Genomic DNA, 15090 nt, shown 5'->3' with positions numbered 1-15090 from the left:
AGCGCCACGGGGCCGCAGGCTTGGCGCGACCGTTTGCGCGGTCTCGGCGATCGCGCTGTCGGCTTCGCACGCGAAGTGGCAGGAAAGGCCGAAAACGAATCCGATGCGCGGCGCGCCACCAGCCTGCTCTATCATGTCGCAAGCGCCGTCGCGCTCGCCTGGGAGGCGCACCGTATCCACGAGATGCGCGGCGATGCGCGCCGGCTGCTGTTGTCGCGGCTGGTGATCGATCACCGGGTATCACCGAACGATCCGTTCCGGCTCACGGAAAATGCGGCGCAAGCCAAGATTGCCGCGCTGCTGCTCGGCGATCGCGCCGCAGGCATGAGCGAGGTTTGCGAATTGGTTGTGGCGGCGTAGGCTGTACGCCACGCTCAAACCAGAGAAACGCGATAGGGAGTGCTCGATGAAGGCCGCCGTCCTCTATGAAGTCAACCAGCCGCTGGTCATCGAGGATGTCAGCCTGCCGAAGCCGGGGCCGCGCGAAGTGCTGATCCGCACGGCGGTCGCCGGGCTCTGTCATTCCGACCTGCATTTCATGGAAGGCCTCTATCCGCATCCGCTACCAGCGGTGCTTGGCCACGAGTCAGCCGGTATCGTCGAGCAGGTCGGCTCCGACGTCACTTATGTCAAGCCGGGCGATCACGTCGTCACCTGCCTGTCGGTGTTTTGCGGCACCTGCGACAACTGCACCACGGGCCGCACCGTACTCTGCACCGACACCACGGTTAAGCTGCTGCCGGGCGCCTCCAACCGGATGCAATGGTCGAAGCCGGAGAAGCTGCACCAGTTCCTCAATCTCTCGTCCTTTGCCGAGCAGATGCTGGTGCACGAGAACGCGATCGTCAAAATCCGGAAAGAAATGCCGCTCGATCTGGCTGCGCTGATCGGCTGCGGCGTCATCACCGGCTACGGCGCGGTGGTGAACACGGCGAAGGTGACGGCGGGCGAGACCGTTGCGGTGATCGGCTGCGGAGGCGTCGGCATGGCCGCGATCAACGGCGCGCAGATCGCCGGCGCTGGCCGCATCATCGCCATCGACACCAATCCCGCAAAGCTCCAACTCGCGACCAAGTTGGGTGCCACCGACATCATCAATCCCGCCGATGGCGAGGTCGTCAAGCAGGTGCGCGACCTCACCAATGGCGGCGTGCATCATTCCTTCGAGGTGCTCGGCCGCAAGGAGACCGCGGAGCAAGCGTTCGGCATGCTCGCCTCCGGCGGCACCGCTACCATCGTCGGCATGATTCCGTTCGGCCAGAAAATCGAGCTGCACGGCTTCGACTTCCTGCGCGAGCGCAAGATCCAGGGCTCCTCGATGGGCTCGAACCACTTTCGCGTGGACATGCCGCGGCTGGTCGATTTCTACCTGCGGGGACGGCTGCACCTGGAAGACTGGATCTCGGCCAAGCTGAAGCTAAGCGAAATCAACGAGGGCTTTGCCAACATGAAGGCCGGCAAGACGCTCCGCAGCGTGATCATGTTTGATAGCTGAGCGCCGGCGCTCGCCAGCGTCGCTCCAAAATCAGTGTCATTGCCCGGTCCCGGCTCCGCCAAGGCTACGCCGAGGCCCACGAGGGTGCTCGGCTCGCCGAAGCTTCAGCGAAGGCGGCAAGCCGGGGCATGACAGTGGAGTATGAGGATGGCTTACCATCTCACCGTGACACGTGCGCCGACACCGCCAGCCATCTGCCGTTCCTCTTCGCCCAGCAATCGGTATAGCGTCCCGTCGCCTGCTGTCCGTCCGCCATGGTGTAGCTCGTCGCGGCATGAATGATCGCGAAGTCGCCCATGATGCGGATGATGACGTCGTGCTCATGTAAATTGCGGATCGCGATCGGCCGCGCGGTTTGCTCGAGGAAGGCAGCGCGGTCGACCAGCGTCTTGTCGGGATTGGAGCAGTAGAACTCCGGCGCCAGGATCTCGTCGAAGCGCTTGACGTCGCAGTTCTGCACGGAGGCGACATAGTCGCGATTGAGCGCGGTGAGCTGTTCGAGGTCGTCGCCCATGGTGTTCCCTTCTTTCTGCCATTCCGACCGCGCAGAGCGCGAACCCGGAATCTCGAAATTGTTTTGCTCCGTCATTGCAAGGAGCTCTTGCGACGAAGCAATCCAGAATCGTTCCGCGGTGACGGTCTGGATTGCTTTGCTGCGCTCGCAATGACGCGCGATGAACGCTAGTCGGCAAACATCTTCGGCAGCACGAACCCGTCGAATTCACGCTCGATCAGCTCGGCGAGCTTGAGCGGCGTGCGATCCTCCAGCCATGGGCCGACGATTTGCACGCCGACCGGCAGGCCGTCTTTCGACAGGCCGAGCGGGACGGCCGTCGCAGGCAGGCCCGGCAACGTCGCAATGCCCGGCCAGGCGAGCTGGTCGGAATAGGGATAGTCCTTGCCGTCGATGCTGATGCGCCGCAGGCTCTGGTCCGGCGAATGGTCATGCGGAAAGGCCGGCGTCGGCATGATCGGGCAGATCACCGCGTCGAAGGTGTTGAACAGCGCGCGCCATTGCGCACGCAGACCCGCGCGGGCGCCGGCATCGAGCACCCAGGCGCGGTGGCTTGTGGTGATGCCGCGCAATCGCTCCGCGCCGAGGCTGCGATCCCCAGGCGAAAGCTGGCTCACTCCGGCTTGCGCATCCGCAAACTCCTCCGGCGGGAAGAATGCGCCGAGAAAGCTCAGCAGCATGCGCATGTAGAGCCGCGACGTCTCCGCGAAGTCCGGGAGCTGGCGGCTCTCGCGAGCGATCGTCACGCCGGCCTTTGACAGATCGGTGGCGAGCCTGTCGATCGCGCCGTGGACGTCCCGGTCAGCCGGCAGCAGCGGGTGGCTGTCGATCACCAGGACACGAAAGTCCCGCAACGATTGATGCCGTGCAACGGGCAAGTCGAGCTTGTAGGCGACACCGGCGTCCAGCGGATCCGGTCCGGCCATGACATCGAGCAGCAAGGAAAGATCTGCTGCCGTGCGTGCCATCGGACCGATGACGGCGAGGTCGCCCTCGCGCGGAATGGCCGGAAACGGCGGCGGGGTCTCGCCGCGCGCCGGACAGAGATTGAGGGTCGGCTTATGCGCGAAGATGCCGCAATGAAAGGCCGGCACACGCAGGGAGCCGCCGATGTCGGAGCCGGTGGCGAGCGCGCAATAGCCCGCGGCGAGGGCTGCCGACGATCCTCCGGAGGATCCACCCGGTGTGCGGCCGAGGTCATAGGGGTTGTTCGTGGTGCCGTAGATGTCGTTGTAGCTCTGCCAATCGCCGAGGCCGACCGGCACGTTGGTCTTGCCGAGGATCACCCCGCCGGCCTGTTTGATGCGCGTCACCGCCAGGGCGTCTTCGGCCGGCTTGAATTCCTTCTGCGGCACGAATCCCCAGGTCGTCGGCAGCCCGGCAACGTTGAAGGATTCCTTGATCGTCACGGGCAGGCCGAGCAGCGGCTTGCGCTCGCCGCGGGCCAATGCGGCGTCCGCCTCGCGCGCGGCGCCGAGCGCGCGATCGAAATCCCGGACGCAGATCGCGTTGATCTTGCCGTCGTGACGCTCGATACGGGCGATCGCGTCATGCGTGAGCTCGACCGCCGAGACCTTCTTCGCGCTCAATGCGGCCGACAGCTCGACCGCGCTCTTGAAACTCCATTCCGATTTGACCACGGCGCGCCTCCCGCTCCGGTTGTCAGACGATGATGCGCAGTTTGGCCGAGCCCCGCAACAATTGTTTGATCGCGATTGCTGTGCCACCGAGAGCGAAGCTGCTACGCCGCCCCGATCAACACGCCCACCGCCAGCACGATGGCGCCGCCGAGCACGATCTGGAACACCGCCTGGAGGAACGGCGTGTCCATGTAGCGCGAGCGGATGAAGGCGATCGCCCACAATTCGAAGAACACCACGACGCAGGCGATGGCCGTTGCGATCCAGAACGCATTGGCCCAGCTATCCGGCACAAGATAGGGCGCGGTGTGGCCGAGCCCGCCGAGCGTCGTCATCGCGCCGCAGGTGACGCCGCGCAGCCAGGGCGAGCCGCGACCCGTCAGCGAACCGTCATCGGACAGTGCTTCGGCAAAGCCCATGCTGATGCCGGCGCCGATCGAGGCGGCAAGGCCGACGAGGAACGTCTGCCAGTTCTGGTGGGTGGCGAAGGCCGCCGCAAACAACGGCGCCAGCGTCGAGACCGAGCCATCCATCAAGCCTGCGAGGCCCGGCTGCACATACTGCAACACGAACATGCGGCGGTTGGTGCGATCCTCCTCGGCGCGGACGTCGGAATTCAGGATCTCGCCCGTCAGCTTTGCGGCGGTCTCTTCGTGACCTTTCTCGGCTTCGGCGAGATCGCCGAGCAGGCGGCGCACGCCGACGTCCTCGGCCTGTTCGGCGGCCTTCACGTAGAAGCGCTCCGCCTGCATCTCCATGGTCTCGACTTCCCTGCGGATGGCATCGAGCGACAGGTTCTTGGTGAGCCAGACCGGGCGGCGGCGCAGGAAGCCCTTGACGTCCTCGCGGCGGATTGGCGGCAGATGCGGGCCGAAGCGCTGCTCATACAATTCCAGCAACATGTGCCGGTGGCCGCGCTCCTCCTCGGCCATCTGCTCGAACAGCTTGGCCGAGTCCGGATAGCGCTCCTTCAGGTCTTCGGCGAAGGTCATGTAGATGCGGCTGTCCTCCTCTTCGGAGGAGATCGCGACCGCAAGCACCTCACGCTCGGTCAGATCGGCAAAATTCTTCACGGCGGCCCTGCATCGAGTTTAGAATTATTCTAAATTATATAGGACGACGCAGTTCCCGGGTCAAATCAGGCCGTGCGAATCGTGGCGAGGAATTCCAGCAGCAGCCTACTCACTTCCGCAGGTTGCTCCTGCTGCACCCAATGGCCGGCGCCGTCGATGAGATGGCAACCCAGCATCTGCGTGCATGCGCGCGCCTGCATCGTCTCGAACACGCCCGGACGCTGATAAGTGCCCCAATCCTGCATGCCCGAGATGAAGCATGAGGGCACGTCGATGCTGCGGCCGGCGAACAATTGCAGTTCAGCGTTGAATGCGCCCGACGTGCCGCAGCGATACCATTGCAGACCGCCCTGGAATCCGGTGCGGCCATATTCGGCGCTGTAGTAGGCGAGCTCGCGGTCCGGCAGCCATTGGTTGGCCGCGACCGCGGCCGGCGACGGCATTTCCTTGGCAACCGTCTGCGCCATCGTTTCATTCATGTCCATCACATAGTAGGTCGGCAATTTTGCCAGCTCGTTCGCCGACCACGATGTCAGCGGAGCGGGCTTGTTGTCGGTCCAGTCCGCGCTTTTGTGATGATAATAGGCGCGCAGGAAATCATGCAGGCCCTGTGGCGCGCGGTGCATGTCGGCGTTCGCCGCGCGCGTCGAGTAGTACCATTGGTAATGTTTTCGCGGCCGCGGCAGCGCCGCGAGCTCGCGATGGACGGGGTCTTCGGCGGGAGGCTTTACCGGCGTGTCGACCGTGCCAAACGGCAGCGGTGGCGGTCCGCCGAACGGTGCGCTCATCATCGTCACTGATCGAAACACGTCGGGCCGTATCAAGGCGCACCAGGACGCAACCGGGCTGCCGAAATCATGCCCGACCACGTCGACCTGCCTGTAACCGAACGCTGACACCAGGGCGAGCGCATCGCGCGCGAGGTTGAGGAGCGAGAACGGCGCGAGATCGCCGTCGTATTCCGCGGTCCATCCTGTGGTGCGGCCATAGCCGCGCTGGTCCGGTGCGATCACGTGATAACCGGCCGCAGCGAGCGGCGACATGATTTTGCGCCAGGAGAAGGCCAGCTCCGGAAAGCCATGTAGCAGCAGGATGCAGGGCCGGCCCGGGGTCTCGAAGCCGGCCTCCAGCACATGCATGCGCAAGCCGTTGATGCCGTCGACATAGCGCGCGCGGATGCCGGCGGGGAGGGGAATGTCGGGGAGATCAGGCATGGTATTCTCCACACGGGCAGTATCGTAGAGTGGGCAAAGGCGCAAAGCGCCGTGCCCACCAATCTCGCACAACAGCCCGGGATGGTGGGCACGCTTCCGCCCTCGCTCTTCGAGCTACGGCGGACAAGTCGCTTTGCCTACCCTGCGGGTACGGTGTCTTGGTCACACCGCCGCGCACACGAACGCGTTGCCCTTGCGCTTGATCTTTCCGACCGACGGCGAGGGGAAATGCGCTGTGCAGCACAGCGTGTCGGTGTCGCAGTAGCGCTCGAGAAAACCGCGGCGCGTTTTGGCGGCCGCAGCCGGATCGACGTCGAACTTGATCGACAGCTCCGGATAGAGCGTCTGCAACGGCGAATGCATGAGGTCGCCCGAGAACACCGCATCGTCCTTGCCGCGGCCCATCGTGATGGCGATATGGCCCGGCGTGTGGCCGGGCGTCGGCAGGATGCGGACGTGGTCGCCGATCTGATGATCATTGCCGACGAGCTCGTGCCGTTTTGCCTCGACCACCGGGAGCACGCTGTCCGCAAAGGGCGGAATCTCCGCCTTTGCATTCTGCTCCGACCAATGGTCGAACTCCTGTCGGGCGAAGACGTAGCGCGCCTTGGGGAAGGTCGGGACCCAGCGGCCGTTCTCCAGCCGCGTGTTCCAGCCGACGTGATCGACATGCAGATGCGTGCACATCACGAAGTCGATGTCGTCGACCGAGAAACCGGCGGCACCGAGAGCACGCAGATAGGTGTCGTCCGTCTTCATGTTCCATTTCGGCCGCTGCGGCCGCGGCTTGTCGTTCCCGATGCAGCTGTCGATCAGGATGGTGTGGTGCGGCGTCTTCACCACATAGGACTGGAAGCACAGCAGCAGCACATCCTGCTCGTCCAGCGCCTTCGCTTCGCGCATCCATGCGCGGTTCTCGGCCAGCACGTCGCTCGTCAGTGCCGGCAGCATCTCCAGCGCCGGGACGAACGAGGTTTCCTGCTCGATGACGCGATGGATGGTGAGATCGCCGACTGCGTATTTCAGGCTCATGAGAACTCCCGCTTATGCGGCCGGCGGCACCGAGATCTTGACCGAGGGCCGCTCCAGCATCCTCTGGTGGAATGCGTCGAGCTTTGGATAGGCCTTGCGCCAACCGCAATCGGCGAAGCGGAAATCGGCATAGCCGAGCACGCAGACGAGGCCGATCTGCGAGATGTCGAAGGGTCCGTTCAGCACCTCCGACATGTTCTCGAACCGCGCCATGCCGGTCCAGGCCCGGTTCCAATGGTCGTCCGACCACGCCTGCCATTGCAGGCCCTGCGGCCGCACCATCTTCTCGTAGCGGCAGAGCAGCATGGAATCGAGCATGCCGTTGATCAGGGAGTGATTGGTCTTGGCCTTCCAGCGCCGCGGGCCGTAATCCGGGATTAGGCTGCCGCCGGCGATCTCGTTGAGATATTCGACGATGACATAGGAGTCCAAAATGACGTCGCCGTCGTTGGTGATCAACACCGGCAGCTTCTTCAGCGGCGAGATCTTCGAATAGTCCTCATTGGCCGTCCCCGGCGCGACGGTCGCCGGCGTCAGCTCGATCTTGTCGATCAGCCCGAGTTCGATCGCGGCGATGCGCACTTTGCGGGCGAACGGCGAGGCGGGGGAGAAGGTGAGTTTCATGGATGTGTCCCAAATGAAGCAATTTGGTTCGTCATTGCGAGGAGCCCACGACAAAATTGCGAAGCAATTTTGCGTTGGCGACGAAAGCAATCCAGAGTGTCACCGCGGAGGGATTCTGGATTGCTTCGCTTCGCTCGCAATGACGGGAGAGGCCGGAGACCTTACGCCGCCACGATCTCCTGGCGCTGCTCGCCGAGGCCCTCGATGCCGAGGCTGACGACGTCGCCGACATTGAGGAAGGTCGGCGGCTTCATGCCGAGACCGACACCGGGCGGGGTGCCTGTCGTGATGACGTCGCCGGGCAGCAGCGTCATGAACTGCGAGACATAGGAAATGCACTTGGCCATCGAGAAGATCATGGTCTTGGTCGAACCGGTCTGGCGGCGCTGGCCGTTGACGTCCAGCCACATCGCCAGGTTCTGCACGTCCTTGATCTCGTCCTTGGTTGCAAGCCACGGTCCGAGCGGGCCGAACGTGTCATGCGACTTGCCCTTGGTCCACTGTCCCAGGCGCTCGATCTGGAAGGCGCGCTCGGAGACGTCGTTGCAGACGCAGTAGCCGGCGACGTGGTTCAGCGCGTCGGCTTCCGAGACATATTTCGCACGGCTGCCGATGATCGCGGCGATCTCGACCTCCCAGTCGAGCTTGGTCGAGCCGCGCGGCTTTTCGACCGCGTCGTTTGGCCCTGATAGCGACGTGTTGGCCTTCATGAAGATGATCGGCTCGCTCGGGATGTCGGCGCCGGTCTCCTTGGCGTGGTCAGAGTAGTTGAGGCCGATCGCGACGAATTTCGAGATGCCGGTGACGGGGGCGCCGAAGCGCGGCTTGCCGGAGACCGCGGGCAGCGAGGCGGGATCGAGCGCCGCCAGCTTCTTCAGGCTCTCAGGCGAATAGGCCTCGCCGGTGAGGTCCTTCAGATGTGCCGACAGGTCGCGCAACTGGCCGGATTTGTCGATCAGGCCGGGCTTTTCCGCACCCTTCTCGCCATAGCGAACAAGCTTCATTTTCGTTTCTCCCTGGAAATGGACCGATCGGTTGAATAGCTTCATGGAACAGGGCGGCAGGAAATTCAACCGCTCAAAGAGGGGCGCAATGCAGGCCTCCGAATTCGATGGGAACGGCGGTCTCGTGCCCCGGACGCTGCGCAGCGCGAAGCGGTGCGCCGCTGAGCCGGGGCCCGGGATCATCCCAGCGCCACAAACCTGAACGCGTCTCCGTCCCGCCTGATATGCCCGGCCGAGAAATGGCCGCCGATCACCAGCGTCGGCGTGTCGGCAAAGCGGCCGAACAGCGCTGCCCGCGTCGCGGCAGACTGCGTCTGGTCGGAATCCGCCGTCGAGGACCAGTCGAGATGCGCCATCTGGCAGGGGTGATGGGCGACGTCTCCGGTGAGCAGGCCCTGTTCGCCGTCCGATCGGATGAGGATGCTCATATGGCCGGGACTGTGGCCCGGGGTCGGGATCATGCTGATCTCCTCGCAGAGCCGGTAGTCGCTCGGGATTAGATCAGCCCTGCCGGCATCGACGATCGGTTTGACGGAATCGTCAAACACGGCCCGCTTGTCCGGCTCGGTCGAATGCTCCAGCCAGTGCTCGTACTCGGTCTTGCCGAAGACGTAGCGGGCCCTGGGAAATGTCGGCACCCATTGGCCCTCGACCAGCTTCGTATTCCAGCCGACATGATCGACATGAAGATGCGTGCACAGCACCGTGTCGATGCTGTCGGGCGCAAAGCCTGCCGCCATCATCGCCGCAAGGAACGGCGTGGTGCGGTTGTTCCAGGTCGGAACGTTGCGGCCCTGCTTGTCGTTGCCAAGGCCGGTGTCGACCACGATGCGTTGCGAGGGCGTCTCCACCACCAGTGAATGGATCGACATTTTCAGCCGGCCCACTTCGGTGGCGAAATGCGGGATCAGCCAAGGCAGCTTGCGAATTTCATCATTGTTCGCGAGCGGCAGGATGAAACGGGTCGAGCCGACCGTCTCCAACTCCACAATCTTGGTGATTTTGACCTGGCCGACCTTCCACTGCATCCGGCACCTTCCCATGTTCTTCTTTTTCGTGCCGAAACATGCGGTTTTCCGCCCTCAAGCGCAATGGATCATCTGACGCGATGCGGCGTTATCGCGGGAACCCTGGAGAGAGCCATGCCAGAGCTTACGATTTCCGCTGAGAAGGTCGCCTTCATCATCGAGAAGGCGCGCGAATTCGACGTCAAGGAGGGGGATTCCGATCCGGATTCCGGCTCGAACCCGTCCGATGACGATGCGGTTGACGTCCTCGCCGATGACGGCTCCGATCCTGTCGTCAACGAGCTCGGAAGCTTTATGATCGCCTTGAACGAGGACGAGCAGGTCGATCTCGTCGCGCTGACCTGGCTCGGTCGCGGCGACGGCACGATCGATGATTGGGACGATTTGCGCGCACGCGCGGCCGAGGCGCGCACCGAGTATCGCAGCCCGCGCCGCGAAACGGTGCACTATCTGCTCGGCGAGCCGATGCTGGGCGATCTGCTCGCCGACGGTCTTGAAGAATTCGGTATCGACTGGACCGGCGAGCGCACGACCGCCGATTCCTCCGGCCCGAGTCAGCAAGACGAAGACGAGCCGACCAAGCAGCGGTGATCTGCAAAGTGCTCTCTCCCCGCATCAAGGGGAGAGAGTGAAGGGGGCGTTACAGCGTCCCCGGGAACGCACCACCATCCAGCAGAATGTTCTGCCCGGTGATGAAGCCGGCCTTGGCGCCGCACAGGAAGGCGCAGGCATAGCCGAACTCGTCGGGCTGGCCGAAGCGCCCCGCGGGATTGAGCTTGGCGCGCTCGGTCAGGATCTGCTCCGCCGAGACGCCGCGCTTGTCGGCCTCGGCCTTGGCGGTGCCGGTCAGACGATCGGTCTCGAACGGGCCCGGCAGCAGGCCGTTGATGGTGACGTTGTTGATCACCGTCTTGCGCGACAGGCCGGCGATGAAACCGGTCAGGCCGGCGCGCGCGCCGTTGGAGAGGCCGAGGATGTCGATCGGCGCCTTCACCGCGGCCGAGGTGATGTTGACGATGCGGCCGAACTTGCGCGCCATCATGCCGTCCACGGTCGCCTTGATCAGCTCGATCGGCGTCAGCATGTTGGCGTCGATCGCCTTGATCCAGTCGTCGCGGGTCCAGTTGCGGAAATCGCCGGGCGGCGGGCCGCCGGCATTGTTGATCAGGATGTCGGGCTCGGGACATGCCTTCAGCACGGCTTCGCGGCCGGCCGGCGTCGTGATGTCGCCGACGATCTCGGTGACCGTCACCGCGGGATAGGCCTTGCGGATGTCGTCGGCCGTCTTCTTCAGGGCCTCAGCGCCGCGCGCAGTCAGCGTAACGTGAACGCCGGCGTCGGCGAGCGAGATGGCGCAGGCACGGCCGAGGCCCTTGCTGGATGCGCAGACGATGGCGCGGCGACCTTTGATCCCAAGATCCACTGTTTCACTCCCGTAATGTCAGGCAGGTTTTGAATAGCGGCACTCTAGCCAATCGCGGCGCCGCTGATAAGGGACAGGCTCGCATCAAAATGCATGCGCTGGGCGCTAGCGATGCAAATGCGCAGGCATGATCCGGACCCGGAGGGGGCGTTAGCGAAAAGTGTGCGGCGGTTTTCCCTCGCGACAAACGCGGAACGCGTTTGCGCGGAGATCATGCCCAAACAAAAGGCGCGACCTTATCGCGCTTCAGATGCGCTGTTCGTGCTTGAGGCGGTCGATCGCCGAGGCTGCTTCCGGCGGCAGCGACTTGAAGCCCATCTGCCCTGCCGTCGAGAACAGGGACCGCAGATGCGAGCCGGCGAGAAACGGCGGCTGGCGATTGGCTGGCACGATCTGGTCGAACACCAGGACCAGCGTGGTGGCGACGAGCCCGACCCTGATGGCGCCGAGCGCGGCGCCGCCGAGCCGGTCGCCGATGCCGGCCTCGCCGATGGTGTCGTTCAGCGCGACGCGGCCGATATGCCCGAACAGCATGCCGACCACGACGAAGATGCCGAAGAACCAGATCCAGTTCTGCAACTGGGGTGAATTCGGGTTGCCTGCAATTTGCGGCGCAATCAGCGGCATCAGCGCAACCGCGATCGGTGCGGCGAGAAGATAGGCGAGGATGGTCATGGCGCTGCGCAGCAGACCGGTCCTGAAACCGAAGCCGACCGCGACGGCGAGCGCGGCATAGACGGCGAGATCGAAACTGTTCATCAGCAAACCCTGCCTCGATGGAACGAATGAACGCCGAACCGATCATTCGGTTTCAGATCGATAAAATCGTCTGTATTCGTGCTCCAAAGGCTCAGGGTTGCATCCAGGAAATCGTGACGGAAATCGTCAAGGAAACGGTGATGTCAGACCTATTCGACGTCAGTAAAGAAACCATCCTCGTCCTGGCGCGATTTGCTGCGGGCCTCGAAGGCGTCGCGGCGCGGCTGCGCGGCCCTATCGCATCCCCGCCCTGATCATATCCGCCGCCTTCTCCCCGATCATGATGGTCGGCGCATTGGTGTTGCCGCCGATCAGCGTCGGCATGATCGAGGCATCGACGACGCGCAAGCCCTCGACCCCGTGCACCTTCAGCGCGGGATCGACCACGGCCATCGCATCCGTGCCCATCTTGCAGGTGCCGACCGGGTGATAGACGGTGTCGACGCGATTGCGCAGGATGGCGCGGATGTCGTCGTCCGTTTTCACGTTGGCCGTGAACATGTCCTTCTTTTGCAACGCGCGTAGCGCAGGCGTCTCCATCAGCCGCCGCGTGGTCTTGAAGCCCGCGACCAGGGTCTCGAGATCCTCCTCCTCGCCCAGAAAGTTCGGATCGATCATCGGCGCTGCGAGCGGATCGGCGCTTTTCAGCCAGACGCTGCCGCGGCTCTTCGGTCTGAGCAGGCAGACATGGCATGAGAACCCTGCCTCCCGATGCTTTTTGCGGCCATGGTCGTCGAGCATCGCGATGACGAAGTGCAACTGGATGTCAGGCACATCGAGGTGGGCCTGCGTCTTCAGGAAACCGCCGCATTCGGCGAAATTGGTGGTCATCAGGCCGCGTCGCTCGCGGCGGTACCGCTGGATGGCGCGGAGTAGGGACGGCAGCCGACTGATCGACGAGTGCACGAGGTGCGGATAGTCGGAGGCGTAGACGAAAACGAAATCCGGATGATCCTGCAGGTTGCGCCCGACCCCCGGCAGGTGATGCATGACCCCAATGCCATGCGAACGAAGCGCATCGCCACCGCCGACACCCGACAGCATCAGCAATTGCGGTGACTGAAAGGCGCCGGCGGCGAGGATCACCTCGCGCCGAGCGCGCAGCCGCTTTGTCTGCTTCCCCTGCACATATTCGATGCCGACCGCCCGGCCGGCTTCGAACAGGATCTTGGTGGCCTGTGCTCCCGTCTCGACGCGCAGATTGCGGCGCTTGTTCAAGTGGGGCTGCACATAGGCGCGCGCAGCGCTCCAGCGCTCGCCATTGTGCTGCGTCACCTGGTAGCTGCCGAGCCCTTCGTGGTCCTCCTCATTGAAGTCCTTGCGGATGCGGAACTGCGCCTCGCGCGCGGCCTGATGGAAGACGTCATGGATCGGGTTGTCCGAGCGCAGCTTGTTGACGTGCAGGGGGCCGCCCTTGCCATGATGCGCGCCGTCGAAATCGGTGTTGTTCTCGGAAGCCTTGAAATAGGGCAGCACGTCCGCATACGACCAGCCGGTGTTGCCCAGCGCAGCCCAGTGATCGTAGTCCCATTTGTTGCCGCGGATGTAGATCATGGCGTTGATCGCCGAGGAACCGCCGAGACCCTTGCCGCGTGGCTGATAGCCGATGCGGCCGTTCAATCCCTTTTGCGGCACGGTATCGAAGGCCCAGTTGGCCGGGCTGTATGGCAAAGCGAGCCCGAACGGCGTGGTGATCCGCCAATTGTCGTTCCGTCCGCCCGCATCGAGCAGCGCGACGGATGTCCCCGCATCCTCCGTCAGCCGCCCCGCGACGGTGCAGCCGCCGGAGCCCGCGCCCACGACGACGAAATCGAATGTGTCAGTCAATGTTGTTTCCCCCTTACGTCATTCCGGGGCGCGCGTAGCGCGAACTATGGTGCGCACTTGCGCACCAGAGAATCTCGAGGTTCCGGGTTCGCTTCGCGCCCCGGAACGACCACCCCCTACGACATGAACCGCATCAACTTCTCCAGCCGCGCGATCTTGCCGCCATAGGGCGGATAGAGATCGGCGAGGCGGTTGAACTTGGAGCGATAGAACACCGGCTTCAGCTTGCTGAAGGTGCGAAAGCCCCATTCGCCGTGATAGGCGCCGGTGCCGGATGCGCCGACGCCGCCCATCGGCTGGTTGATTTGCGTGAAGTGAAACAGGCAGTCGTTGATCGTGACGCCGCCGGAGATGGTGCGCGCCAGCACTTGGTCGCGCGCGGCGGCGTCCTTGCCGAACCAGTACAGCGCCAGCGGCCGGTCGCGGTGGTTGATGAAGGCGATGGCCTCGGCCGGATCGCGAGTGCCGAGCAGCGGCAGCACCGGGCCAAAGATTTCCTCCTGCATCGCCGCCATCGCATCGGTCGCACCGACGATCAGTGTCGGCGGGAATTTGCGGTGCGCCTTCCAGTTGGGATCATCGGGCTTCGCCGGTTGCAGGATCTTTGCGCCGCGCTGCACCGCATCCGCGACGAGGCCTTCGAGCCGCGCATAGTGCCGGTCCGAGACGATCGAGGTGTAGTCCTTGTTGGCGGGATCGGTGCCGAACATGCGCCGCATCTGGGCACGCACTTTTTCGGCGAAGGACTGCAATGAGCGCTCCGGCACCAGCACGTAATCAGGCGCAATGCAGGTTTGCCCCGCATTGAGCAGCTTGCCGTAGGCGATGCGCTCGGCCGCTTCCTCGAGATCGGCGGAGGCGTCGATGATAACAGGCGACTTGCCGCCGAGCTCGAGCGTGACAGGCGTCAGGTTGCGCCCCGCGGTCTCCGCGACCAGCCGCCCGACCCGGGTCGAGCCGGTGAACACGAGGTGATCGAACGGCAGGCGCGCAAAAGCCTCTGTGATCTCCTGTTCGACATTGGTGATCAGCACTTCCGTGGCATCGAACCTCTGCCCGACCGTCTCCCTCAGCAGACCTGCGAAATGCGGCGTGAGCTCGCTCGGCTTGATGAGGACGCGATTGCCGGCGGCGAGCGCGCCGATCGCGGGTGCGAGGGTGAGCTGGAGCGGATAATTCCAGGGCGCGATGATGCCGACGACGCCGAGCGGCTGCGGCATCAGCCGGTTGCGCGCCGGCAGGAACTGCAGCGCGGTGGCGACCCGTTGCGGCGCCATCCAGCTTTTCAGGTGCTTGGTGGCATGCCGGATCTCGGAGAACAGCAGCATCGTCTCGGCGATGGTGGTCTCGACCGCCGAGCGGTGGCCGAAATCGGCCGAGATCGCCTGCCGGAAACGCTCTTCATTGTCGGCGACAACGCTGCGCAGCCGCGCCAGCCGGTCGAGCCCCTCGGCAAG

General features: G+C 64.1%; 15 protein-coding genes and 1 pseudogene. 4 read left to right on the top strand and 12 right to left on the bottom strand.

Going from position 1 to position 15090, the window contains the following annotated elements; all coding sequences use genetic code 11:
• Both MOV74_RS14865 and MOV74_RS14860 read left to right on the top strand, forming a co-directional pair.
• A pseudogene (locus tag MOV74_RS14865) lies at positions 1-360 on the top strand (DNA alkylation response protein); the annotation flags it as partial.
• A 46-nt stretch (positions 361-406) separates the two neighbouring features.
• Positions 407-1495 (top strand): Zn-dependent alcohol dehydrogenase, encoded by a 1089-nt coding sequence (locus MOV74_RS14860; RefSeq protein WP_246923259.1) that lies wholly within the window; start codon positions 407-409, stop codon positions 1493-1495.
• A gap of 160 nt (positions 1496-1655) precedes the next feature.
• On the opposite strand, the gene MOV74_RS14855 is transcribed toward MOV74_RS14860, so the two are convergent.
• From MOV74_RS14855 to MOV74_RS14820, 8 genes are all read right to left on the bottom strand, one after another.
• Positions 1656-2009 (bottom strand): nuclear transport factor 2 family protein, encoded by a 354-nt coding sequence (locus MOV74_RS14855; RefSeq protein WP_246923266.1) that lies wholly within the window; start codon positions 2007-2009, stop codon positions 1656-1658.
• A 167-nt stretch (positions 2010-2176) separates the two neighbouring features.
• Positions 2177-3649 carry an amidase gene (locus MOV74_RS14850; protein WP_246923255.1) on the bottom strand — a complete coding sequence of 491 codons (1473 nt, stop codon included), beginning with the start codon at positions 3647-3649 and terminating at the stop codon, positions 2177-2179.
• 101 nt (positions 3650-3750) lie between these two features.
• A complete protein-coding gene (mbfA, locus tag MOV74_RS14845) occupies positions 3751-4722 on the bottom strand; it encodes an iron exporter MbfA (RefSeq protein WP_246923252.1) in 972 nt (323 codons plus the stop codon).
• A 65-nt stretch (positions 4723-4787) separates the two neighbouring features.
• Positions 4788-5936, bottom strand: a complete 1149-nt coding sequence (locus MOV74_RS14840) for an alpha/beta hydrolase (RefSeq protein WP_309486805.1) — start codon at positions 5934-5936, stop codon at positions 4788-4790.
• A gap of 162 nt (positions 5937-6098) precedes the next feature.
• Complete coding sequence (locus tag MOV74_RS14835; RefSeq protein ID WP_246923248.1) at positions 6099-6968, bottom strand: MBL fold metallo-hydrolase; 870 nt, start codon at positions 6966-6968, stop codon at positions 6099-6101.
• A 12-nt stretch (positions 6969-6980) separates the two neighbouring features.
• Positions 6981-7592 (bottom strand): glutathione S-transferase family protein, encoded by a 612-nt coding sequence (locus MOV74_RS14830; protein ID WP_246923245.1) that lies wholly within the window; start codon positions 7590-7592, stop codon positions 6981-6983.
• A 161-nt stretch (positions 7593-7753) separates the two neighbouring features.
• On the bottom strand, positions 7754-8596 hold the full coding sequence (locus MOV74_RS14825; RefSeq protein WP_246923242.1) for a fumarylacetoacetate hydrolase family protein: 843 nt from the start codon (positions 8594-8596) through the stop codon (positions 7754-7756).
• A gap of 179 nt (positions 8597-8775) precedes the next feature.
• Positions 8776-9624, bottom strand: coding sequence for an MBL fold metallo-hydrolase (locus tag MOV74_RS14820; RefSeq protein ID WP_246923238.1), 849 nt, complete (start codon positions 9622-9624; stop codon positions 8776-8778).
• Between the two features lie 114 nt (positions 9625-9738).
• On the opposite strand from MOV74_RS14820, the gene MOV74_RS14815 reads away from it, so the two are divergent.
• The gene (locus MOV74_RS14815) at positions 9739-10215 is read left to right on the top strand and encodes a DUF3775 domain-containing protein (protein WP_246923233.1); all 477 of its coding nucleotides are present in this window, start codon (positions 9739-9741) and stop codon (positions 10213-10215) included.
• A 49-nt stretch (positions 10216-10264) separates the two neighbouring features.
• On the opposite strand, the gene MOV74_RS14810 is transcribed toward MOV74_RS14815, so the two are convergent.
• The gene (locus tag MOV74_RS14810; protein ID WP_246923229.1) at positions 10265-11047 is read right to left on the bottom strand and encodes an SDR family oxidoreductase; all 783 of its coding nucleotides are present in this window, start codon (positions 11045-11047) and stop codon (positions 10265-10267) included.
• Positions 11048-11293: 246 nt separating this feature from the next.
• Positions 11294-11806 carry a CvpA family protein gene (locus MOV74_RS14805; RefSeq protein WP_246923226.1) on the bottom strand — a complete coding sequence of 171 codons (513 nt, stop codon included), beginning with the start codon at positions 11804-11806 and terminating at the stop codon, positions 11294-11296.
• Positions 11807-11832: 26 nt separating this feature from the next.
• On the opposite strand from MOV74_RS14805, the gene MOV74_RS14800 reads away from it, so the two are divergent.
• On the top strand, positions 11833-12060 hold the full coding sequence (locus MOV74_RS14800) for a hypothetical protein (RefSeq protein WP_246923222.1): 228 nt from the start codon (positions 11833-11835) through the stop codon (positions 12058-12060).
• Here the strand turns inward: MOV74_RS14800 and MOV74_RS14795 are convergent.
• Together MOV74_RS14795 and MOV74_RS14790 are read right to left on the bottom strand one after the other, a co-directional pair.
• Positions 12041-13633, bottom strand: a complete 1593-nt coding sequence (locus tag MOV74_RS14795) for a GMC family oxidoreductase (protein WP_246923220.1) — start codon at positions 13631-13633, stop codon at positions 12041-12043. The genes MOV74_RS14800 and MOV74_RS14795 overlap by 20 nt on opposite strands.
• Positions 13634-13749: 116 nt before the next feature.
• A partial coding sequence (locus MOV74_RS14790; protein ID WP_246923218.1) for a coniferyl aldehyde dehydrogenase occupies positions 13750-15090 on the bottom strand: 1341 nt, incomplete at its 5' end.

It is taken from the genome of Bradyrhizobium sp. SHOUNA76 (assembly GCF_023006445.1).
Classification (GTDB): Bacteria; Pseudomonadota; Alphaproteobacteria; order Rhizobiales; family Xanthobacteraceae; genus Bradyrhizobium.
Note: the sequence above shows the minus strand (reverse complement) of the source record. Positions and strands in the feature narration are given on the sequence as shown.